Here is a 22,843-nt window from a genome sequence, read left to right as displayed (position 1 = left end):
CGCCGGGGGCACATGGTAGGCTGTGTCGCGGAATCGCGAACGGTTTCTTCAGGTTGTCTCTCAAAGTTGAAGCGTTGACGCCACGAGGAGTATGCAAGAGGCAGAGATCAAGATCGGGGGCATTTCGGTCCGCGACCTCGCGGAGCACTACGGAACACCGCTCTATGCCTACGATGCCGAGCGCATCCGGGAGAACTTCCGTCGACTCACGCGGGCGCTGCGCGGCAATTACCCGGAGGTGTCCGTCTTCTATGCCATCAAGGCGTGCAACAACCTGGAGATAGCGAAGCTCCTGGTCGACGAGGGCTCGGGCGTGGACGCCGCGAGCCCGAACGAGATCCGCCTGGCGCAGGCGCTCGGGCTGCCGGGCGAGCGGATCATCTACACGGGCAACAGCCTCTCGGACGAGGACCTGGCCGCGGGGCTGCGCGCCGGGGTGAACTTCAACGTGGATGATCACGGCATCCTGAAGCGCCTGTTCTCGCTCGGTAAGCCGCGCTGTATGTCGTTCCGGATCAACCCGAGCGGCGAGGACATCGCGACCCCCGATCTGAAGCCGTTCGCGGGCCCGTCCGCGAAGTTCGGGATCCACCCGCGCCACGTGGAGGAGGCCTATCGCACCGCGCTCGAGAACGGGGTCGAGCGGCTCGGGGTGCACATGATGCCTCACTCGCAGGCGAACAAGCCGGAGAACTTCGCGCACGTCACGGGCAAGCTGCTCGACCTGATCGGCCCGGTGGCCCGGAAGCTCGGCTTCGACCTCGCGTTCGTGGACATCGGCGGCGGGCTCGGCATCCCCTACCGGCGGGAGCAGCCGCCGCTCGACGTGGAGGCCGTCGCCCGCGGGATCGCCGCGATGGTCCGGAAGAAGTGCGCGGAGCACGGCCTGAAGGAACCGCGCCTCGTCATGGAGCCGGGGCGCTACTTCGTCGGCGACGCGGGCTACGTGCTCGGGCGGGTGATCTCGATCAAGCAGGGATACAAGACGATCATCGGCACGGACATCTCGATGAACACGATGGCGCGCCCGGTGATGTACGGCGCTTACCACGAGGTGCGGATCAACGGCCGCCGCGGCCAGACGGCCCCGATGGCGATGACGGGCCAGGTCTGTGAGAACACGGATATGTGGATCCCGGAGCGCGAGTTCCCCGCGGACGTCGCCGAGGGGGACGTGGTCGTCCTGATGGACGCGGGCGCGTATGGCCACGTGATGAGCTACGACTACAACGGCCGGCTGCGGCCGGCCGAGGTGCTCGTCGACGGCGGGAAGAGCCGGCTGATCCGGCGGCGCGACACGTTCGAGGACATGGTCTCGCGGATGTGCCTGTCCGACGACATCAAGGAGCGCCTGCGCGCGGCGGCGGGAGAGCCGGCTGGCGCGACCGGCTGCGGGTGAGCGGTACATCGCTGGGGCGCACGAAGGTGCGCCCTGCTCCAGCGCACCTGAGCTTCATCGCGCGACGGCGAAAGGCACGCTCGCCGCACCCAGCTCAATGCACCGCCGAAAGATCGTCGAGTACACGCCACGTACCTCGCGGTTCGGGATCGAGAGCAGGTGTGAAGGCTGCTCCATCGGCCCGCGCGAGCGCTTCTCGGCCCTGAGGTATCCCGTGAAGACGAGGAGGCTCCATAGCACCTCGTCGCACCGATCGAGATCCTCGAGCGACACGCTCTCGTCGAGCATGCGCTCGACGCTGCCGCCGTCGAGCAGCGCCGCGAACGCCGGCTCGAGCGCGAGCGCGCGCCGCTCCAGCTGCTCGCGCACCAGATCGTTCGAGCTCGTGTTCACCCAGTAGGGCTGCGGCGCGCCGTCTTCGCGGGAGAGGAAGTTCATGACGCTCCACGGGTTGTAGACGACGGTGTCGCCGAAGAGATACCCGTTGTACCAGGCGCGCAGCGACGGGAGCCGCTCGGGCCGACCGAATCTCGCGAGGAGCGACTCGACCTCGGGCTCCGTGAACCCGAAGCAGGTGTCGAACTCCGGCGCCAGCAGCGAATAGACAGCCACGTTGTTGAGACCTGAAAAGATGCTCTCCCGGGCCACCCGCAGGACGCCCGTGAGCACCGCCTTGAACAGGTGCGGATTGCCCTTGAGGCCCTCGGTGAGGAACGCGCGGAAGAAGCCGATGACCTGCGCCGCGTAGCCGTGGAGATACCCGGCGTGGAGGGGCTCGTCGTACTCGTCGAGGAGGATGACCACGCGCTCACCGTGGGAGCGGTGGAGATAGCTCGACAGGTCGAGCAGCGCTGTCTCGTACGCGATCCTGCCGGCCGTGCCGTCGAGGACTTCGCGGTACCGCCGGGCCTCTCGCTCGCTCAGCGCGCCGCTGCCGAGCAGGTCACGGTGCTCGTCGAAGAGACGCGCGATCCTGTCCTGCACCCCCTCCCAGAACGCATCGAAGCTCTCGGCCTTCACGCCCTTGAAGGTCAGGTGGAGCACCGGGTAGCGCTGGAAGTGAGCGCGGTACTGCTCGCCGGCCTGCCAGATCCGAAGATCACGAAACAGCGGGGAGAGATCCTGCGCGCGCCGCTCGAAGAAACAGCGCAGCATGGAGAGGTTGAGCGTCTTGCCGAAGCGCCGCGGGCGCGGGAGCAGGACGACCTCGGTGCCCGGTCTGTCGACGAGCTCCTGGATCAGGTGCGACTTGTCGACGTATTCGAGCCCCAGCTCGCGGAGCCGGCGGAAGTCGTCGATGCCGATGGGAACCTGGATGCTCATGGTGCCTCGGGCGGGGCGGCGTGCCCTCACGGACGCTACTCCGCCGCCCGTCAGCGGCAAGGGCCCCGAACGGCCTGAGCAGGCAGCCAGGCGTCCTGCTCCTCCGCAGAGCCCGCCGGCGGAGGGGCGGAGCCGCGGGTCACCGCGTCCAGGTCAGCAGCAGCGCGAAGATGGTGAGATCGGCGGCGACGTGCGCCACGTACGGCGCGAGCAGGCCGCCCGCGCGGCGCCGGAGCACGCCGAGCATCACGGCGTAGATCGCCGCCAGGCCGACGCCGACGGCCCCGCTCGGGAAGCCGTTCAGGTGGAGGAGCCCGAAGGCGGCCGCCTGGACGACCACCGCGGTCCAGCCCGAGGTCGTCACGGCGTCCAGCGATCCGAGGAACACCAGGCGGAAGACCGCCTCCTCGAGGAGCGCGTTGAAGAGCGCGAACCCAAGGCCGCCGAGGAGCAACAGCCGCAGCGAGACGGGCGGGAGCAGGGTCCGCATCTGCGACAGATCGGGCCGCATCAACCGGACCCAGAGCACGAGCGCGAGCGCGGAGACGAGGACGACCGCCGCGATCCAGCCGAGAACCGCAGGCCCGAACGCCCCGCGCCGCAGCGGCGGCATCGACGACCGGAGCGCCGGCACGGCGCGCGCGAGCAGCGCGAGCACGACGAGCGGCGCGGCCAGAGAGAGCGGCCAGGGCGCTGCGAGCTCCACCGCCGTGGGCGCGAGCGTGAGCACCGCGAGGAGCGGGGCGTGCAGCGCCGCCCGGTCCGGCGCGCGCGCCACGGCGAGCAGGGAGGCGAGCGCGACGCCGAAGCAGGCCAGGCCGAGGGCGCGATCCGCCGCGGCAGGCGGGTACGCGGCGTAGGCGAGCGTCGCTGCGGAGACCGCGGCGAGCCCCGGCCAGCCAAGTCGAGGCGCGCCCGCTCGCCCGGCGGCCTCGCCGACCGGCGTAGCGCCGGCCAGCGCCGCGCCAGACGACTCGATCTGCCCCTTCTGACCGAGCCGTTCCATAAGTTGAGCTTTCACTCGGATATAGTCGAGCTTTTGCTCAGGTTGTCAAGTACGCTCGGCGCATGGCCACGAAGCGCAAGAAGCCGCCGTCGACCGCGCCCCGCCGGGTGCCGCTTCAGGCGAGGAGCCAGCGGCGCAAGGAGCGGATCCTCGACGCCACGGCGGCGCTGCTCGCGTCGCGCGGGCTCGACGCGGTCACCACGAACGCCATCGCGGCGCGGGCGCGGACGTCCATCGGCTCGGTCTACGAGTTCTTCCCGAACAAGGAGGCCGTGCTCCACGCGCTGACGGGGCGTTACCTGGAGCGGCTACGGGCGCGGACCGAGGCGGCGCTCGCTGAGGCGCCGCCGGGCTCGTGGCGGGAGCTCACCGAGCGCTGGATCGACGCGCTCGCAGCGTTCTACAGGTCGGAGCCCGGCTACCGGGAGCTGTGGTTCGGCGTGCAGCTGTCCGGCGCGATGCTGTCGACGGCCGCGGCGTGGGGGGACGAGTTCTCGGCGCGCGTCGAGGCGCTCCTCTCGCCGCTGACGCCCGCGCTCGCGCCCGCCGAGCGCCGCGTCGTCGCGCAGAGCGCGCTGTATATGGCCTCGACGCTGCTCGCCCTCGCCGCACAGCAGGACGAGCAGCAGGGCGCGCTCTACGTCGACGAGGCGAAGAAGGCGGTCTGTCGCTACCTCGCGCCGTACATCGAGCCGCCGTGCCGGCCGAGGGAGAGCGCGTGACGCGGCCAGGCGCCCCCTCGCCCGGGAGCGGCGCCTTCAGGCCGCTGACGCCCGCGGCTTCGCGCCGGCCACGTGGCGGTTCGCCGGCCGCGCCAGCCCGAGGTTCTCCCGCAGCGTGCGTCCCTCGTACTCCGTCCGGAACAACCCCCGCCGCCGCAGCTCCGGGATCACCAGCTCGATGAAATCGTCCAGCCCGCCCGGGAGCCACGGCGGCATCACGTTGAACCCGTCGGCGCCGCCCTGCGTGAACCACGCCTCCAGCTGATCCGCGATCTGCTCCACCGAGCCCACGATCGTCCAGTGCCCGCGCGCTCCAGCCACCCAGAGGTAGAGCTCCCGGATGGAGAGATTGCGCTTGCGCGCGATGTCGAACATCAGCGCTTGCCGGCTCTTGTTGTTGTTGGTCTCGGGCAGCTCGGGGAGCGGCCCGTCCACCGGATACGCGGACAGATCGACCCCGCCCGACAGGCCCGAGAGCAGCGACAGCCCGACCTCCGGCAAGATGAGATCCTGCAGCTCCTGGTACTTCGCCCTGGCCTCCGACTCCGTCCTGGCGACCACGGGGAACACCCCCGGCATGATCTTCAGCTGGTCGGGGTGCCGCCCGTACCTGGCCATCCGGCCTTTGACGTCGGCGTAGAAGGCCTGCGCGTCTTCCAGCGTCTGCTGCGCGGTGAAGATCACCTCGGCGGTCTCGGCCGCGAGCTCCCTGCCCGCCTCCGACGATCCCGCCTGCACGATCACCGGGTGTCCCTGGGGCGGGCGCGGGATGTTGAGCGGCCCTCGAACGGAGAAGAACTTCCCCTTGTGATCGAGCGTGTGCAGCTTTGCCGGATCGTAGTAAGCCCCGGACGCCTTGTCGCGGAGGAAAGCGTCGTCCTCCCAGCTGTCCCAGAGGCCGGTGACCACGTCGACGAACTCGCGCGCGCGGACGTAGCGCTGCGCGTGGTCGGGGTGGGCGTCGAGCCCGAAGTTCCCCGCCGCCTCGCCCCCGCCGGTGGTGACCACGTTCCAGCCGGCCCGCCCCTGGCTGATATGGTCCAGCGAGGCGAACTTGCGGGCCAGCAGGTAAGGCTCTTCGTACGTGGTGGACGCGGTGGCGATGAAGCCGATGCGCTCGGTGACGACCGCGAGCGCGGAGAACAAGGTGACCGGCTCGAAGCTGGCCCCGTAAGCGGTGCGGCCCTGCGCTCCGGGCCGGTTCTGCAAGGCGAGCCCGTCCGCCAGGAACACGGCGTCGAACTTGGCCCGCTCCGCCGCCTGCGCGATGCGCTTGTAATGCGCGAAGTTGATGCCTCCGTCGGCCTGCGCCTGCGGGTGCCGCCAGGCCGCCACGTGGTGGCCTGCGCCAGGCAAGAAGGCGCCCAAACGGATCTTCCGCTGATTGTCGCTCATGGGGTGTCCTCGGTCTCGGTCCTTCACGTGCGTGCGCGGGCACGTCGCCGCGCGACCGCCGCACGCGATCACCGCTCCCAGAGCGCAAGCGCCGTGCCCGGCGCCGGAGCCACGGGCGCAGCGGCGGAGCTCGAAGCCCCGCCCCTCCCCTGCCCCGCGACGTGCTGCGAGGGCAGCAACGGACCACCAGCGCTGCGGAAGCCTTGCTGTCAGGGAAGCACCCGTCCGCGGCAGCTCACCGGTCGATGGGCGGGTGAGCGCGCAGGCGCGATCGTTCCGCTCAGTGATGCGGGTGCGGCCCGTGCGGCCCGTGCGGCCCGTGCGGCCCGTGCGAGCCGTGCGGTCCCCGTCGCGGAACGCTCTCCGGGTCGGCCGGGTCGCTGCCGGCGTCTCGCTCGTCACCGTCGCGGAAGCCGTCGCCGTCGCGGTCGACGCCGATGCGCTCGCCCGACCCGGGCGGCACGCAGGTATAGGTCAGCTCGCCGCCGCCTCTCGTGGCCAGCCAGCGCAGCTCACCGTCCCACCGCCACGGCGCGCGCGCGCGGTCGGCGTCGAAACGGCCATCGCCGAGGTACACAAAGCCCAGCTCGTCCCCCTGTGACCAGCCCTTGACCACGAGATCGCAGTCGCCGGCGTCGGCGCGCGCCATGAGCAGATCGACGCGCGGGCCGGCCACCGCCGCGTTCGACGACGTGAGCGTGATCTGCTGGCCCACGATGGGCTTCAGGTTCGACTCCAGCGCCAGCATGTACTCCGCCACCTGGCGCTTCAGGAGCTCCCCCTCGGGGTCGACGGGGAAGCCGCCGGGGTTCTCCGGCGTCTGGACGAAATCGGAGAACGCGTTGAAGCGGACGAGCGTATCGACGGCGCCGTCGTGGAGGAAGCCAAAGCCGCGGACCTGGTCGCCCATGTGCGCGTTGGAGCCGCCGAACGGGAACACGAACGACTCCGCCATGCCGAACATCCCGACCTTCTGGTACTGATTGCGCAGGTGCGGGACCTTGAAGAGCTGGGTCTCGTTGGCGTTGGCCGAGCCGCCGTCGCTGCCGAAGAACCCCGGCGCGAAGTCGTCGGGGTTGGCGTCGGGATCGACGGCGTGGCACCCGATGCACGAGGCGCCGAGGATGCTCGACACCGGCCCCCCGAAGAAGTCGCGCCCCGCGATCTGATCGGGCGTGAGCGAGTCGTCGAGCGCGCGGATGGGGTTGGGTGGATACGTGACCTGGAGGATGAAGTCCGTGAAATCGTCCATCTCCTCCTCCGAAATCGTCTCGTGTCGCCCGAGCAGATCGACGAACGACGCGCTGAATTTCTTGAACGCCGCCCGCTCGTCGAACACCCCGCTGTCCGGCTGGGACGTGGGCGCATCGTGGCCGCCCGTGCGGTCGCCGCGCCAGTGCATCGGCCCATGGTTCGCCATGCCGCGCAGGCTCTGGGTCGTCATCGGCCCCTTCATCGGGTGCAAGCTCGTATCCTGGCCGAAGAGATCGGTACAGAACGGTCCCGGGTTCTCCACCGCGGTGCCGTCCGGGTTCCCGAGGTCCCACGCCAGGCTGTCGAAGTCGCCGAAGATATGGCAGCTCGCGCAGGACGAGTCGCCGTGGCTCGAGCTCCGCGACGCGTCGTAGAGGACGCGGCGCCCACGGACGACGCTCGGAGGCTCCGGGTTGTGCATCGGCACGTGCGCGACCTCGCGGCGGGTCCGGGTGTCGATGACCGAGATCGCGTTGTCGAAGCGCGCGAGCACGTAGAGCCGGTGCCTGTCTTCATCGAGGACGAGGCCGGTCGGGCCGCCTCCAGGGACGCGGATATGGTTCGCGGCGCCGGGCACGAACGTGTCGTTCTCGAGCTTCACTGTGTCGAAGACGCCGATCTTGTCCGAGCCGAGCGCCGCGACATACAGGGTCGCGCCGTTGCGCGTCACGGCCATCTGCGTCGGTTGCGCCAGGCTCTTCTCGCTCTCGTCGTTCGGCACCGGCGCGCAGCAGCTGCTGTAATCGATGTGCTTGTTGAGGTGCCTCGGGGCGACGCCGCCAGGACCGAGCACGGTGATCCTGCTCTCGTGCAGGTGGCCGCGCACGCTGTGGCCGGCGAAGATGCCCGGCCCCTCGAAGCGCTCCTCGTTCCGGGCGTCGGTGTTGGACACGTAGACCTTCCCGTTCACCGGGTTCACGACCATGTTGAACAGGACGGTCCCCACGCCCGTGAAGAAGCCGCCTGGCCCCTCCACCTGGCGCGGCGGGTTGGCGAGCGCGTCGATGACGAAGACGTCCTTGTCGGGCAGCGAGAGGCGCACCGCGTCGTCGAAGGGGCGCCCCAGCTCGTCGACCCAGTGGGCCCCGTCGAACTTGAGAATGAGCCCGACCTCCGGCCGGGGGACCCCCTCGAAGTTGGTGTCGGGCCCGGGCAGTCCGCCCGCCGCCTCCCCGCCGTCCGGCACGAGGCTCTCGTCGATGACGGTCGTGCGGTTGCCCGAGTGGAAGGCGGCGGCGTAGACCCGGCTGCCGTCCGGCGTCACCGCGAGCGCGCGCGGCGTATCGCTGAAGAGCGTCACGATGGAGAGCGGCGTGCCGCCGAGCGACGTCCCGGGCCGCCTCGCGTCGAACACCCAGACGTCCGCGCGCCCCACGCCGGGCGTCAAGAGCTGCGGATCGAAGGGGGCGTTCTGCCCGCGGTGGGCCGTGGTGATGAAGGCCCGCGAGCGCTGCGGCCCGGCGAATACGATGTCGCGCGGCTCATCGCCCACGAGCAGCGTGCGGACGACGCGCGCCCTTTCGGGGCTCCGAACGTCGACCACGCTCACGCTATCGGACAGGTGGTTCACCACCCAGACTTCATCGTCGCCCCGGGCAGCGACGGCGACCGGCTCGAGCCCCACGGGCACAGACGCCTTGAGCTGCAGACGATGGGCTTCGACGCGGAAGATCTCCAGCCGATTGTCGGGCGTGTTCACCGCGAAGAGCAGCTTGCCGTTCGCCGACAGGGCCAGGGGGCGGACCTGGCCCGATTCGAATGTCGTGAACGGCGTGGCGGCCGCCGCGGGGAGAGCGGCGGCGAGGGACATGGCCGTAGCACCTACGCTGACAGCCAAGAAACGGCGCAGACAGCATGATGGCAGCATGCTTTCACGCTATGCAAAATAAACACGCTTAACAACAAAAAAGCGGGCGCGCGATCACGGCCCTATCGCTGGCGGTGTTCTGGGCCACGTCGTCGCACAGGGCGACTGTCATGATATCGATTCTCCGTGCGCCACGGTGTGCCGCCTCACCCGCGCGGCCCCGCCGGCGCGCTGGCAAGACGACGTCAGCGGACCTGTCGCAGCGCGTAGTCGATGCCGCTCCGGAGCGTCCCCCGGGTGACCACGGTGCTGAGATCGATCTCGAGCGAGACGAGCGTTTGCGCCAGCTCGGGGCGCAGGCCGGTGATCACCGTCGTCGCGCCGAGCAGCCGGAGCGCCGCCGCCGTGCCCATCAGCGTGGTCGCGACCGCGGAGTCGATGAGCGTCACGCCCGTGACGTCGATGATCACGACGTCCGTCCGGTTCGTGTGCACGCAGCTCAGCGCCGCTTCGAGCGCCTGCTGCGCCCGGCTGGCGTCGATCGTCCCGATCAGCGGCATGACCATGATCCGCTCGGTGATCGGGATGAGCGGCGTGGAGAGCTCCGCCAGCCTCTCCTTCTGCGCCCGGATGATCTCCTCCTGCAGCGCCGCGCGCGCCCGCTCCGCGCGCTCGCGCTCGGTGAGCTCCAGCGTCAGCCGCTCGTTCGTCCTGCGGAGCTCCTCGGTCTGGCGCGCGACCTCGGTCTCCAGCTGCTCGTTCGACGCGCGGAGAGCGGCTTGAGCCTGCGTGAGCTCCTCCAGGGCCCGCTCGAGCTCGGCCGTCCGCGCCGCCACGCGCCGCTCCAGCTCGTGCGTGAGCTTCTGCAGCGCCGCCTCGGCGGCGACGCGCTCCTCGACCTGCGCCGCGAGGCTCTTCATCAGCTGCCTGAGCTTCGTTTGCACCCGGACGCGCGCGAGCAGCTCCTCGCTCTGGAACGGCTTGAGGAGGAAGTCCACGGCGCCGAGGTTCAGCCCCTTCACCTTGTCCGCGCTCATCTCCGTGCTCGCCGTCATGAAGATGACAGGGATGTCGCTCGTGGCCGGATCCGTCTTGAGCCGCCGGCACGTCTCGAAGCCGTCGATCCCTTCCATCTTCACGTCCAGCAAGATGAGATCCGGCGCCACTTCCTTCGCGAGCTGGATGGCTCGCAGGCCGTTCGTCGCGGCCGCGATCTCGAACCCCCAGCCCGAGAGATTGTCGCGGAGCAGCCTCAGGTTTCGCGGCTCGTCGTCGACGATCAGGACCGTTCCGGTATCACTCACGTTCGTCACACTGCCCTCTCCAGCGGATGATCTCACTCTTCGCGCCAGCGACGCGGCATGAGGATGACTGCGCTCACAACAAATCTCAACCCGACGCCCTCATCGGGCGCCGCCGTCGATGCGCCCGCCGACGAGCTCTTCTATCGACTCCAGCCGGAAGTCCTCGGAGAGCTCGCGCAGGTGCTTGGCGAAAGGCGCGAGCCGAGGGTCGCCCAGCTCGAGCTTGTCCGCGTATTTCTGGATGTGATTGACGAGCCCCTTGCGCGCCAGATCGCGCAAGGCCTTGAGGTCCTCGTCCGGGGGCAGGACGACATCGCGGGTGCTCGTCACACCCGAGCTGGGGCTCGGCTCCGTCTCCTCGCTGGCGCCGTCCTGCCGCTCGTAGATCCACTCCAGCTTGAGGTGTCGCTGGAGCTTCTCGAGCAGCTCATCCATCTGGAGCGGCTTGGCCAGGAAATCGTCCGCGCCCGCTTTCAGGCTCTTGTCCTGGTCGGTGATGAACGCGCTGGCGGACGACGCGATGATGACCGTCCCTGCGAGCTCTGGCGCCTTTCGCATGCGGCGCATCATCTCCCAGCCGTCGAGCACGGGCATCGCGAGATCGGTGATGATCAGATCGAACCTCTCGCGCGCCGTCCTGTCCAGGCCCTGCTGGCCGTCGTTCGCCTCCGCCAGCTCGAACCCGAGGGTCGCGAGCATGCTGATGACCACGGCGCGGTTCTCCGGCTTGTCGTCCACCACGAGGAGCCTCCGTCGCGAGCCCTTGTAGCCGACGATCTGCCCCTGCTCCGTGCGCCTCACGGTGTCCGTCCAGTCGGGCGCCTCGGCGAGCGCCAGGTCCATCCAGAAGACGCTGCCCTTCCCGAGCTCGCTCCTGACCTGGATGGAGCTGCCCATCAGCGTGACGATGCGCTGGCTGATCGCCAGCCCGAGCCCGGTGCCCTCCCGGTGGCGACTCTTGTCTCCGACCTGCTTGAAGGGCAGGAATATCTGGTCCAGGTGTTCGGCGCCGATGCCGGTCCCCGTGTCCTCGATCTCGAAGCGTATCCTGTGCGTCTTGGTCCGCGATTCGGGGCTCGCGCCGCCCTCCGGGAGATCCTTGCGCGCGCCTTGTGGCCCGCCGGGCACCTCGACGACCGTGAAGGTGACGCTGCCGGTCTCGGTGAACTTGATGGCGTTGCCGAGCAGATTGAGCAGGATCTGACGCAGGCGCCGCTGGTCGGCGCGCACCCCCGCGGGCAGCGCGGGGCCGGGCTTGAACACGAACGCGACCCCCTTCTGCTCCGCGCGGATCCGGCAGATCTCGGCCGTCGCGTTCAAGAACGACGGGAAATGGAAATCGTTGGGGTGAATCTCCATCGTCCGCGACTCGATCTTCGCGAGATCGAGGACGTCGTTGATGAGGGTCAGCAGATGAGCGCCGGACTCGGCGATGACCTCGACGCCGCGCAGATCCTGCTCGCCCAGGCTCCTCGAGCGCCTCAGGATCTGGGCGTACCCGAGGATGCCGTTGAGCGGTGTCCGCAGCTCGTGGCTCATGTTGGCGAGGAAGTCGCTCTTCGCCCTGTTGGCCGCGTCCGCGGCGACCGTGGCCTCCTTGAGCTCGGCGGTGCGCTGCTCGACGCGCTGCTCGAGCTCCTCGTTCGTCTTCGCCAGGGCGGCGAACGTCTCACGGAGCTGCTGGGCCATGCCGTTCAGCGCGTCGCCGATGTGCACGAACTCGCGGGTGCCTGACGCCTCGAAGCGCTGATCGAGATCACCGCCCCGGATCCGCTCGGCCGCCGTGACGAGCTGCCGCACCGACGGCAAGGTCACGCGCATGATCACGAGCACGGGCAGCGCCACGAGCGCCAGGATCGAGAACGCCGCGATCAGCCAGTAGTCCCAGTACAGCCCCTTCACCGACGAGAGCAGCGCCGCGCGAGGGACGTCGGTGAGCAGGACCCAGTCCGGCGCCGCGATGCGCGCCGCCACGATCACGCGCTGATCCGTGCGGCCGACCACGTGCGCCGCCGCGGCGTCGTCGCGCTTCGCCGCCTCGAACGCGCGCTTGAGATCGTCGTCGCCGATGGACTCGACCGTGAGCGTGCCCTTGCTCCCGTGGATCTTGTCCTGGTGCACGCTCGAGACGAGCACCGTCCCATCGCCCCTCACGAGGGCGTGCTCCGTCCCCGGGTACAGCGAGAGCTCCCGGAAGCTGTCCATCACCGCGTTCACCGTGACATCGTGCCCGGCGCTCCCCGCGAACACCCCGTCGCGGAAGAACGGCGCCACGACGCTCACCATCCACTCGCGTGCCCCCGGGTCGTAGCTCGTCGGCGTCCAGCGCGGCTTTCCTTCCGGGTTGTTCGCCGGGAGCGCGAGCGTCGTCCACTCCGAGTTGACGAAATCGACGGTCGTGTCGACCTGGTCGATGTAGCTCGTGTAGCTGGGCCAGTACATCACGAGCCCGTTCCGCTTGGGGATGAGCCAGGTGTTCATGGGCTCGCCCGGCGCTCCCGCCGAGTACAGCTCGGTCATGCGCTTCAGCTCCAGGAGAAAGACCTTCTCCTGGTCGTCGAGCGGGTACCCGGCGGGCAGCCAGATGATGGCGTCTCGCTTGGGCTCGAAGCCCGCGTTGCGCGACACCATGCCGCCGTCGCGCGACGGCCCGACGAGGGCGTCGAACTTCTGCGGGGTCTCTCCCTCGACTCCATGCAATGCCGAGGTGAGCATGCGGCCGTACCGAGCGACGCTCGCCTCCGCCTGGATCAGGCGGTCGTTCATGCGGCGGGTCCACTCGTCATGGGTCCGCGCGAGCACGCCCAGCTCGTTCTTCAGGATCGCGCCCTCGATGGCCCACGCCGCGATCCACAGCCCCGGACCCACGAACACGAGCAGCGCGACAGCCAGCGGCCCCGCGACCCAGAAGGACAGACTCGGCGCGGTGCGAGGGCGTTGGCGGCTCCGCTCCCCCCGTTCATTCATGCGGTCATCGTACACGAATACAGGACCGCGCCACTTTGGAAGGTCAATGTCTCGAACAGAAAATATGGACACACGGTAGGATCATGCGAGCCGCACGAGGACTGCGCCGCCACCTCGACGCAGGTTGACTGACATGCTCGCGGAGCGAGGGATCGATCGGCGCACAGCGTGCGCCGGTGAGCTCGCGCACCGCGCGATGGCCCTCTCTGACGGCGCGACGCGGGGTCGAGGCCTGCAAGGCCACGCGGCGCAGCGCCTGCTCCGGCGCGATGCCGCGCGGGCAGAAGCTGCGGAACAGCGCGATCACCTCGCCGACCCGGAGCTTGTCCGGGAAGCGCGTCTCCTGGAGCTGGATGCCGAGCCGGGCGCGCAGCGCGATGCCGTCCCCCACCCAGCGCTCGCCCAGCACCTCGACCTCGCCGGCGTCGGGGCGGGTCAGCCCCTCGAGGATCTCCACCGTGGTCGTCTTGCCCGCGCCGTTCGGGCCGAGCAGGCCGAAGCACTCGCCGCGCCGCACATCGAGGTCGAGCCCGTTCACGGCCACGACGTCCCCATAACGCTTGATCAGGCCGCGGCAGACCAGGGCGGGAGACGCAGACACGGCACGTCATGTATCGCAGAGGACGGCAGAAAGGAACCGGGACACTTCAATCCAACGCGCCCTTCGGCGCGACCCATCACGGCCTCCCGCGCGACGACGCGTGCAGGGCGGAGGCGCCGTCGGAACGCCCTCAGCAGATGAAGCGCACCTCCACGCGCCCACAGGAGCGCCGGAAAATTCGACAGACGACGCGACGTATCGCCTCTCCGGAGAATCGAATCTCACCAGAGACCTGCGGCGAGCGCGTCGAGCGCGGCCCTGCAAGGAACCATCCGGTCCGAGATCGTGGCTGGCCGGTCTGCAATCTCAGAGCGACGGAGTGGGGGGGCGCGTGGTGAGCGATGAAGAGGGAGTGGTGCCCGTGCACTGCGGCGAGGTCATCGCAGACCGCTACCGGGTCGAGCGGCCTCTCGGCATCGGCGGGATGGGGGCCGTCGTCGCGGCGCGGCACCTGTCGCTGGGCGAGCTGGTGGCCGTCAAATTCATGCGGCCGGAGCACTGCGGCAACGCGGCGCTGCTGAGGCGGTTCCAGCGCGAGGCGCGCGGGATGTTCCGGATGAAGACGGAGCACGTGCCGCGGATCTACGACCTGGGCGCGCTCGCCCCGAGGCCGGGGATGGTGCTGCCGGTGCCGTACATCGTGATGGAGCACCTGTCGGGCAACGATCTCCGCTCGATCCTGGAGCGCCGCGGGCGGCTGCCGATCGACGAGGCGGCCGAGTACGTCCGTCAGGCCTGCGTTGCCCTGACCGAGGCGCACGCGCTCGGGATGGTGCACCGGGACCTCAAGCCCGCGAACCTGTTCCTGACGTACCGGACCGACGGCACGCCGCTCCTCAAGGTGCTCGACTTCGGCGTCGCGAAGTTCACGAGCGCGAAGCCGGAGCACGACGGGCTCGAGATGACGACGGCGCGGTCGGTCATGGGCTCCCGCCGCTACATGGCGCCAGAGCAGATGCTGACGCCCAAGGACATCGATCTGCGCGCGGATCTGTGGGCGCTCGGGGTCGTGCTGTACCAGCTCGTGAGCGGCACGCTGCCGTTCGGCGCGGAGACGCTGGAGCAGTTCGTGCTGGTCGTGTCGGAGAAGGCGCCCCGGCCGCTCCGGAGCGCGTGCGCCGATCTGCCCGAGGGGTTCGAGGAGATCGTGATGCGCTGCCTCGAGAAGGACCGGACGCGCCGCCCGGCCTCGGCCCGCGAGCTCGCCGCCGCGCTCGCGCCGTTCGCGCTTCGCGGAGCGCCCGACGCGACGCTGCCCACGGGGGTGCACCGGAGCCAACCGACGTTCACGTGGCTGGACGATGGGCCGCCCACGACCGCCGCTCGGCCGGCCGCGACCTCCGCTCGGCCGGCCGCGACCTCCGTTCGGCCGCCCACGACGGCCTCCGGGCCGGCCGAGACGAGGCGCGAGGGCCGCCGCCCCAGGCGAACCTGGCTGGCGGCCACGGCCGGCGCCGTCTCCGCGAGCGCCACGCTGGCCGCGATCCTCCTGTCGCCCGGGTGGCCGCGGGCAGCGGGATTGACCTGGGCCGACGGCGCCGGTGCGCAGCACCTCGCGGGGGTGCCGCAGGGGCTCGCCGCGGGGCCGAAGGGGAACGCGGTGGCGGCCAGGTCGTTCCAGGGTCCCGATGACGCGGCCGGGGGTGCGCTGCACGACGGCGCTGCCAGCGCGTGCGACGCGCCCCTGGCCGACGCCAGAGGCGCGCGCCCGGCCGCGCGCAGCGGAGCCGGCGCCGTCCTGTCCACGAGGACCGCGCCACCCGCGCGGGCGAACGCGGGGAGTCCGCAGCGCGCGCCGACGCGCGGGGCGCACGCGTCCGGGTCCTCGGCGGCGCCCGCCGCCGGCGCCGCGGTGCGGGCGGCGGCGGACGCGCCGGCGCCCGCCCGGAGCGTGGCGGCAGGCGCGCCGTCCCTCGTGGCAGCGCCCGGCAGCGGCGCTGAAGCCGCGACGCCGGCGGGCGCGCTGGACAGCCCGTGGTGATCGCCATGCCCCGAGGAGCCCTGCCGAAGATCCCCTGCTGCTCGCGCCCGCGCGGGCTCGCGGCCGCCCTCGCGGCCGTGTCGCTGTCGCTCGCGCCGGCGAGCGGCCAGGCCGGCGAGCCCGGTCCGGCGCAGTCCGACACGGCACAGACGAGCCCCAACCTGGGACAGCCCAACCTGGGACACCTCAACCTGGGACAGGCCAAACCCAACCCGGGACGGCTCAACCCGGGACAGCCCAGCCCCAACCCGGGACAGCCCAACCTGGGACAGCCCAACCCGGGACAGCCCAGCCCCAACCCGGGACGGCTCAACCTGGGACAGCCCAGCCCCAACCCGGGACAGCCGGGCGGGCACAAGGAGCAGGTGCTCGCGCTCTATCAGGCCGCGACGCGCCTGCTCGAGGCGGGCCGTGTCGCCGAGGCGTGTGCCATGCTCGAGCAGGGCCGGACGCTCGATCCGACCGCCCTCAACCTCCTCCTGCGGCTCGGCGAGTGCCTCGTGCGCACAGGCAGGACCGCGGGCGCCTGGAACGTCTTCAGCGAGACCGCGGCCATCGCGAAGAGCGCGGGAGACCCCCGCGCCGCGCGCGCGGCCGCGCTCGCGGCCGCGCTCGAGCCGCGGCTCTCGCGGATGGCGATCGCCGTGCCCCCCGGCAGCGCCGCGCCGGGGCTCGAGATCCGCCACAACGGCGTGCTGCTCCTGCCCTCCCAGTGGGGACAGGCGCTCCCGGTCGACCCGGGGACGCACACGATCGAGGCGCAGGCGCCCGGCAGGAAGCGCTGGTCGGTCGAGCGCGTCGTCCCGCCCGACGGCGCGGGCGTCGTCATCATCGACGTGCCCCTCCTCCTGGCGCAAGAGCCGCCCCCGCGCGCGCTCGCCGCCGCGCCGAAGGGCCAGAGGACGCAGGCGCCTCCCGTCCCGCCCATCGACGAGCGCGGAGGCGGCCCCGGCGCAGGGCGCGCGCAGCGCCTGATCGCGCTGGCGACCGGCGGCGCCGGCCTCGTCGGGCTCGGCCTTGGCGCCGTGTTCGGCGCCGAGGCGATCGCCCGCAGGGACGCCTCGAACCGCGGCCACTGCGACGCGCGGAGCCGCTGCGACGCCGTCGGGGTCTCGCTGCGCGAGGACGCGCAGAAGGCCGGCACCGCCTCGACGATCGCGTTCTCGACCGGCACCGCCGCGCTGCTCGCGGCCGGCCTGCTCCTCTGGACGGCCCCGCCCAGCGCCGCCGGCCCGCCCTCGCGCCGCGCCACGGCGGCCGCCGCCGCCGGCCCCGGCGGGTTCTCCCTCGTCGTGGGCGGGAGTTATTGACGTGGGCGCGCGCGGCTCGGCCGGGCTCGGCCTGCGGTTCACCCTCGCGGCGCTCGGCTGCGCCGGCTGCAACGCGCTGCTCGGGCTCGAGGACGGCATCCTCGTGGAGGAGGGCTGCGCGCCGCTCTCGACCATCGCCTGCTACAGCGGGCCGCCGGCGACCAAGGGGGTCGGCGCCTGCCAGACCGGCCTCATGCGGTGCAACGCCGCCGGCGACGGCTACGGCCCCTGCGAGGGCGAGGTCACGCCTGCGCCGGAGCGCTGCGGCAACGCGGCCGACGACGACTGCGACGGCGCGATCGACGAGGCGGACGGCGACGGCGGCCGGCCAGACGATCCCGCGGCCGACGGCGGCAGCGCCGTCTGCGCCTGCGCCCCCGGGACCGTCGAGCCGTGCCCCTACGGAGGGCCGCCGGGCACCGTGGGCGTCGGCGCGTGCCGCGCCGGACAACGGGCGTGCGGGCTCGACAGCCGGTGGGGCGCTTGCGCCGGCGAGGTCACGCCGCGGGTCGAGGACTGCACAACGCCGGCCGACGAGGACTGCAACGGCGCATGGGACTGCGGCGCGGTGCTCCCCGGCGGACCGCTCGACGCCCTCCTCGGCGGCCCGGGCCACGAGCGGGCGCGCGCGCTCGCCGCGGGCCCCCGGGGCTCCGCGATCCTGGGCGGCGAGTTCGCGGGCTCCCTCGTTCTCGGCGCGGGGCAGTTCGCGACCGGCGCCGAGCAGGACGTCTTCGTCGCGCGGCTCGATCCGGACGGCACCGTGGCGTGGATGCGCCGGTTCGTCACCGAGGGGCGAGGCTCGCTGCAGGCGCTCGCGGTGGATCTCGAGGGCAATGTCGCGATCACGGGCGAGCTCGTGGGGAAGATGAACGACGTGGGGCTCACGGCCGACGCCCCGCTGGGGTTCGTGATCAAGCTGGACCACTGGGGCGAGCCGCAGTGGAGCGCGGTGCTCCTTGGCAGGCCGCAGGACATCGCGGTCTCGGCGCGGGGCGAGTTCGTTGTCGTGTCGACGCTGATGGACCCCGTCGGGACCGACGTGGCGGTGGCCAAGCTCGACACGTCGGGCGAGCTGCTCTGGAGGCGGGAGTTCCGCGGCGCGGGGAACCAGGAGCCGACGGGAGTGGCGGTGGACCCGCGCGGGGACGTGCTCATGACAGGGACCTTCGACGGCGAGCTCCAGCTCGGCGACGACGCGCCCCGGCTCCTGTCCAGGGGGATGACCGACGTGTTCCTGGCCAAGCTCGGCGAGGGCGGCGAGCACGTCGCGTCGCTGGCCTTCGGAGACGGCCGCCAGCAGCGCGGCGGCGACATCGAGATCGGGCCGGACGGCGCGATCGCGCTGAGCGGGACCTTCGACGGGATCCTCGATCTGGGCGGCGGCGAGCTGTTCTCGGAGCGGATGTCGGCGTTCGTGGCCGAGCTCGGGCCTGCGCGAGAGCACCGCTTCAGCCGGGCTTACCCCGCGGAGCGACCGCCGCGCCTCGCGCTCGAGGCGGACGGCGGGCTCGTCCTGGCGGGCGACGTCGATGGCCCGACCCACCTCGGCGGGGGGCCGCTCGACGGCGCCGGCGGCGGCAGCGACATCGTCGTGGCGCGGTTCGACGCCGGGGGGCGCCACGTCTGGAGCAAGCGGCTCGGCCCGGGCGCCGGGAGCAGCGGCGGACGCCGGTCCGCGGCGGGGGTCGCGTCGTTCGTGGACCACGTCCTGCTCGCCGGGACCGTGGAGGGCAGCGTGGACCTCGACGGCGCCACGGCGCAGTCGACAGCGGCCGACATCCTGCTGCTCCGACTGGCCCGCTAGCTCCGCCCTCGAGATGCCCGGCAGGGTCTCTGGCGCGCGGCACGACCGCGGTGCGCGCCGGGCGGCGTTCCGCGTCGTTCGCGCGAGCACAAGATAAAACAGGACAGGCGTGCTGCGAGAGCTCGCCTGTCCTGTCCGGTTGGCTGGGCCTCCGAGCCCGAACCGACTACTGGCAGGCGTCGCCGCAGGTCATGAGCGCCTTGCAGTCGTCGGCGTCCGCACAGGCCGCCTCCGCCGCGATATAGCACTCCTCCGCCGCCTGGGCGATGCAGATATCGCAGGCGGAGTTCTCGACGTCCGGGTTGATCGCCTCATCCCCGCAAACATCGCTCGTGGCATCCGTGGTGTCGCAGTCTGCAGCGCACGGCGCTTCCGCCGCACAACCACAGAACCAGTATTGCAGCTTGCCTAGCGCCTCCGCCTCGGCGGCGTGCTCGGTAACACAGCAATCCATGCATTCGTCGCCGGTCTCCTCGGCGCAAACGTTGGCCCCACCGGTCCCGCCGCCGCCCTCGCCGCCCTCGCCCCCGCCCGCCCCGCCTGATCCGCCCTCGCCCGTGGTGGTCGACGACGTGGTGGTCGAGCCCGACGCGCCCGAGCCGCCGTCGCCGCTCGTGTCGCCATCACCGCTCGTGACCGTACAGGCCGCCATCATACCCACGCTGATCAGGATCGCTGCAAAACCGAAAGCTTTCATGAATCCACCTCCAGACGAGTAGGGTCGCGCCGCGCGGCTCGTAACTCGGCATTACACGTCGAGCGACGTCGCCGGACCACGCTTCCTGTGCACTTCAACGCCACCGTCGGCGCCGGGCGCTGTTCCTACACCAGAATTTTACGTGATGGTATCTGCTTCGTGCCTACAGCTGCGCCTCTACGCCCCAAGCGGTCGCACGAGGAGCACGCATGTCTCTGCACAATGTGCGCGCAATCCGCCGGGACAGATCGGTTGTCAGCAGTTTTGTGCAACAGGAGCAGACCCTAGCACAGGGCAGGCGCGGGAGATCAAGCGGCTCCGCGTGGATAACCTGCTCCAGGGGAACGCGCTGGGCGCGCGGGCGACCTCGACGGCGAGGGTGAGACAGGAGGCGCCCACCAGAGCTCGCTGGTGGCCTGTCGCGCCCCGAACGATCCAGATCTCGCTGGATCGGCGGCGAGCTCTCGGCCCTTTTGCTTGCGCGGGCGGTGTTACGAGCCGCCCGCGGCGCGCCGCATGGCGCAGTCGAGGTCGCCTTTGCAGGGGTCGCCCGCCGCACGCGCGCCGCCCGGGCTCGCCGCCGGCGCGGCGGCCGCCGGTCGACTGCTCTCCGCGGCGCGCTTCGCCGGCGCCTTGCCCCCGGCCGCGGGGGCGGCGGGCGGGGCCTTCGCCCCACGCTCGCGCGCCTTGTCGCCCTTCTTCTTCTTGGCCGGAGGCGCCTCGGCGGGCGCGGCCGCGGCCTTTGCCTCCACCTTCGGCAGCTGCGCCAGCGCCGCGCTCGCCGCGTGCCGCACGCCGGGCTGCGCGGCCGCCCGGAGCGTCTCGCGCGGGGCGCCGAGCCACACCGCGCCGGCGACGACCGCCGCCCCGAGGACGCCCGCGATGCCGTAGCGCACGCCCGCCGCCCGCCGCGCGCGCGGCGGGCGCAGGTCGATCGGGACCTCGGAGGGCACGGGCGTGAGATCCGGCGGCCTGAACGCCGGCAGCTCGGAAGGCACGCCGAACGGAAAGATCTCCAGGTAGCTGCTGCGCTCTCCGTCGCCTGCGGCGGACCCGTGGCCATCCTCCATCCCGGCGCTCCTCGCGCCGTGATCGGCCCGCGCGCCGCTCTTGGTGGAGGCGTCCTTCTCCACCGCGAGCAGCGCGCTCAGGGAGATCACCACCGAGTTCTCGTCCCGCGGCCCGGCCGCGACGCCGTCCGGCGCCGCTCCGCCGCTCGAGGATCGGCCATCCGTCTCGCCGGGCAAGTGATTCGTGCTTCTCATAGGCTCCACCCCGTCTGCCCTCCGTGTCGACCGAGCACAGGGCGCAGACAGCATCCACCAGTGTACTCGCCATTTACCGCTCTTGATACAAGTTTTTTACTGCACTGGAGTGCACACCCTGTTGCCTCAGCTCGTCACAGCTCCCAACAGCGCCGGAGCTCGCAGCGCTCGTGCGCGCAGCGGCCAGAGCGCCCCACACCGTGTCGGCTCAAGCGACATCGCGCGTGACGACCCCGGGCGAGGTCGCGCGTGCGCGCGCGCCCAACGGCGCCCCACGCTCGACGCCCCGCGCGCCTCGCCCTCGCCCTCGCGTGCGGCGCATCCCACCGGAGCCGTGACCGGGGCGACAGCTCGAGCGGAACGAGAACAACGATGGATCGCTCGCCGCGCTTTGTGGTCAGAAATCCAAACGGCCCGCGGAAAATGCACGGCGCCTGCCGGCCGGGCGACATTTCACGTCGGCGAAACCTCGACGAAACATGGCACTCGGCATAAGGCCTTTCACCACGACGTCGTGTGGCTGGCCCTTGTCCGGGGACCGCGTTCTGCTGCGCAGGGCGTCCATCGGGTGTGTCCAGCCGGGAGTCTCCACTGGCCGGCTCCCGAACTCCCAACGGCTCTTGTGCAGTCGAATCGCCGCGCCGCGTCGATGCAGGGCATTGGACGCGCCCTCGGCACCCAAGGAGGATGCGTTGAATATGTACACGTCTGGGTTGGACGTTGAGGATCGGCCGGCGGCGGGCACCTCTCGGCGGCGGGCGCTCTGCGTCGCGATGGCGGCGCTCGCCGGCGCGGCCCTGCTCTCTGCCTGCGACAAGGCGAACGACGAGGCTCCCGCGCCCGGGGCGGCGCCCGGGGCGCCCGCCTCGGACAGCGGCTCCATCAAGGTCGGCGTGCTCCACTCGCTGAGCGGCACCATGTCGATCAGCGAGGTGGCCGTGAAGGACGCGACGCTGCTCGCCATCGAGGAGATCAACAAGGCGGGCGGCGTGCTCGGCAAGCAGCTCGTGCCCGTGGTCGAGGACGGCGCCAGCGACTGGCCCACGTTCAACGAGAAGGCCAGGAAGCTCGTGCAGCAGGACGCCGTGGCGGTCGTGTTCGGCGGCTGGACCAGCGCCAGCCGCAAGGCGATGCTGCCCTCGTTCGAGGAGCTGAACGGCCTGCTCTTCTACCCGGTCCAGTACGAGGGGCTGGAGCAGTCGCCCAACATCTTCTACACCGGCGCCGAGCCGAGCCAGCAGATCGTCCCCGCGGTCGACTACCTGCTCGAGAAGGGCAAGAAGCGCATTTACCTGCTCGGCTCCGACTACGTCTTTCCGCGCACGGCCAACAAGATCATCAAGGCGCAGCTCGCGTCGAAGGGCGGCGAGCTCGCCGGCGAGGAGTACCTGCCCCTCGGCGGGACCGAGGTCAGCACGATCATCACCAAGATCAGCGCGGCCAAGCCCGACGCGATCTTCAACACGCTGAACGGCGACAGCAACGTGGCGTTCTTCAAGCAGTTCAAGGACGCCGGTTACACCGCCGACAAGCTGCCGGTCCTCTCGGTGAGCGTCGCCGAGGAGGAGGTGCGCGGCATCGGCGCCGACAACATCGCCGGACACCTCGTCTCGTGGAACTACTACCAGACCACGGACACCCCCGAGAACAAGAAGTTCGTCGACGCGTACAAGGCCAAATACGGCGCCACGCGCGTCACGGACGACCCCATCGAGGCGGGCTACTTCGGGGTCTACCTGTGGAAGATGGCCGTCGAGAAGGCGAAGTCGACCGAGGTCGCCAAGGTGAAGGAGGCCGTGAAGGCCGGAGGCATCGAGTACAACGCGCCCGAGGGCCTGGTCCGGCTCGACGGGAAGAACCAGCACACATGGAAGACGGTCCGCATCGGCGCGGTCCGGCAGGACGGCCTCATCGACGAGGTGTGGAGCTCGGGCAAGCCGGTCCAGCCGGATCCGTACCTGAGCGCGTATCCCTGGGCGAAGGAGCTGGCCGCGAAGTAGCGGGG

The 22,843-nt window shown here is 71.1% G+C and carries 15 protein-coding genes; 6 read left to right on the top strand and 9 right to left on the bottom strand.

Annotated features, from left to right (window positions below; translation table 11 throughout):
• The first annotated feature begins 91 nt into the window (after window positions 1-91).
• Entirely contained in the window at window positions 92-1,399 is a 1,308-nt protein-coding gene (gene lysA / locus ACSRUE_RS20485; protein ID WP_441292444.1) for a diaminopimelate decarboxylase, read from the top strand.
• Between the two features lie 54 nt (window positions 1,400-1,453).
• Here the strand turns inward: lysA and ACSRUE_RS20480 are convergent, their stop codons facing one another.
• Together ACSRUE_RS20480 and ACSRUE_RS20475 are read right to left on the bottom strand one after the other, a co-directional pair.
• Window positions 1,454-2,722 carry an AAA family ATPase gene (locus ACSRUE_RS20480; protein ID WP_441292443.1) on the bottom strand — a complete coding sequence of 423 codons (1,269 nt, stop codon included), beginning with the start codon at window positions 2,720-2,722 and terminating at the stop codon, window positions 1,454-1,456.
• A 139-nt stretch (window positions 2,723-2,861) separates the two neighbouring features.
• Complete coding sequence (locus tag ACSRUE_RS20475; protein WP_441292442.1) at window positions 2,862-3,728, bottom strand: lysostaphin resistance A-like protein; 867 nt, start codon at window positions 3,726-3,728, stop codon at window positions 2,862-2,864.
• A 62-nt stretch (window positions 3,729-3,790) separates the two neighbouring features.
• Here ACSRUE_RS20475 and ACSRUE_RS20470 point away from each other — a divergent pair, with 62 nt between their 5' ends.
• Entirely contained in the window at window positions 3,791-4,450 is a 660-nt protein-coding gene (locus tag ACSRUE_RS20470; RefSeq protein WP_441292441.1) for a TetR family transcriptional regulator, read from the top strand.
• A 36-nt stretch (window positions 4,451-4,486) separates the two neighbouring features.
• On the opposite strand, the gene ACSRUE_RS20465 is transcribed toward ACSRUE_RS20470, so the two are convergent.
• From ACSRUE_RS20465 to ACSRUE_RS20445, 5 genes are all read right to left on the bottom strand, one after another.
• Window positions 4,487-5,845, bottom strand: coding sequence for an LLM class flavin-dependent oxidoreductase (locus tag ACSRUE_RS20465; protein ID WP_441292440.1), 1,359 nt, complete (start codon window positions 5,843-5,845; stop codon window positions 4,487-4,489).
• Between the two features lie 280 nt (window positions 5,846-6,125).
• The gene (locus ACSRUE_RS20460; RefSeq protein WP_441292439.1) at window positions 6,126-8,909 is read right to left on the bottom strand and encodes a beta-propeller fold lactonase family protein; all 2,784 of its coding nucleotides are present in this window, start codon (window positions 8,907-8,909) and stop codon (window positions 6,126-6,128) included.
• Between the two features lie 242 nt (window positions 8,910-9,151).
• Window positions 9,152-10,219 (bottom strand): response regulator, encoded by a 1,068-nt coding sequence (locus tag ACSRUE_RS20455; protein WP_441292438.1) that lies wholly within the window; start codon window positions 10,217-10,219, stop codon window positions 9,152-9,154.
• Window positions 10,220-10,309: 90 nt separating this feature from the next.
• On the bottom strand, window positions 10,310-13,177 hold the full coding sequence (locus ACSRUE_RS20450; protein WP_441292437.1) for an ATP-binding protein: 2,868 nt from the start codon (window positions 13,175-13,177) through the stop codon (window positions 10,310-10,312).
• Window positions 13,178-13,220: 43 nt separating this feature from the next.
• Window positions 13,221-13,778 carry an ATP-binding cassette domain-containing protein gene (locus ACSRUE_RS20445; protein WP_441292436.1) on the bottom strand — a complete coding sequence of 186 codons (558 nt, stop codon included), beginning with the start codon at window positions 13,776-13,778 and terminating at the stop codon, window positions 13,221-13,223.
• A 355-nt stretch (window positions 13,779-14,133) separates the two neighbouring features.
• Here ACSRUE_RS20445 and ACSRUE_RS20440 point away from each other — a divergent pair, with 355 nt between their 5' ends.
• Genes ACSRUE_RS20440 through ACSRUE_RS20430 form a run of 3 tightly spaced genes read left to right on the top strand, consistent with a single transcriptional unit; the run spans window position 14,134 to window position 18,876 of the window.
• Window positions 14,134-15,759 (top strand): protein kinase domain-containing protein, encoded by a 1,626-nt coding sequence (locus ACSRUE_RS20440; protein ID WP_441292435.1) that lies wholly within the window; start codon window positions 14,134-14,136, stop codon window positions 15,757-15,759.
• 5 nt (window positions 15,760-15,764) lie between these two features.
• Window positions 15,765-17,069, top strand: a complete 1,305-nt coding sequence (locus ACSRUE_RS20435; protein ID WP_441292434.1) for a tetratricopeptide repeat protein — start codon at window positions 15,765-15,767, stop codon at window positions 17,067-17,069.
• A 1-nt stretch (window position 17,070) separates the two neighbouring features.
• Complete coding sequence (locus ACSRUE_RS20430; RefSeq protein ID WP_441292433.1) at window positions 17,071-18,876, top strand: hypothetical protein; 1,806 nt, start codon at window positions 17,071-17,073, stop codon at window positions 18,874-18,876.
• Window positions 18,877-19,042: 166 nt separating this feature from the next.
• Here the strand turns inward: ACSRUE_RS20430 and ACSRUE_RS20425 are convergent, their stop codons facing one another.
• Together ACSRUE_RS20425 and ACSRUE_RS20420 are read right to left on the bottom strand one after the other, a co-directional pair.
• Entirely contained in the window at window positions 19,043-19,573 is a 531-nt protein-coding gene (locus ACSRUE_RS20425) for a hypothetical protein (RefSeq protein WP_441292432.1), read from the bottom strand.
• Window positions 19,574-20,064: 491 nt separating this feature from the next.
• Complete coding sequence (locus tag ACSRUE_RS20420) at window positions 20,065-20,838, bottom strand: hypothetical protein (RefSeq protein WP_441292431.1); 774 nt, start codon at window positions 20,836-20,838, stop codon at window positions 20,065-20,067.
• 698 nt (window positions 20,839-21,536) lie between these two features.
• On the opposite strand from ACSRUE_RS20420, the gene urtA reads away from it, so the two are divergent.
• A complete protein-coding gene (gene urtA, locus ACSRUE_RS20415; RefSeq protein WP_437765853.1) occupies window positions 21,537-22,838 on the top strand; it encodes an urea ABC transporter substrate-binding protein in 1,302 nt (433 codons plus the stop codon).
• Window positions 22,839-22,843: the final 5 nt, after the last annotated feature.

It is taken from the genome of Sorangium sp. KYC3313, assembly GCF_052075895.1.
GTDB classification, from domain to species: domain Bacteria; phylum Myxococcota_A; class Polyangia; order Polyangiales; family Polyangiaceae; genus Sorangium; species Sorangium cellulosum_B.
The sequence above is the reverse complement of the archived record's forward strand: the minus strand, read 5'-3'. Positions and strand labels throughout refer to the sequence as shown.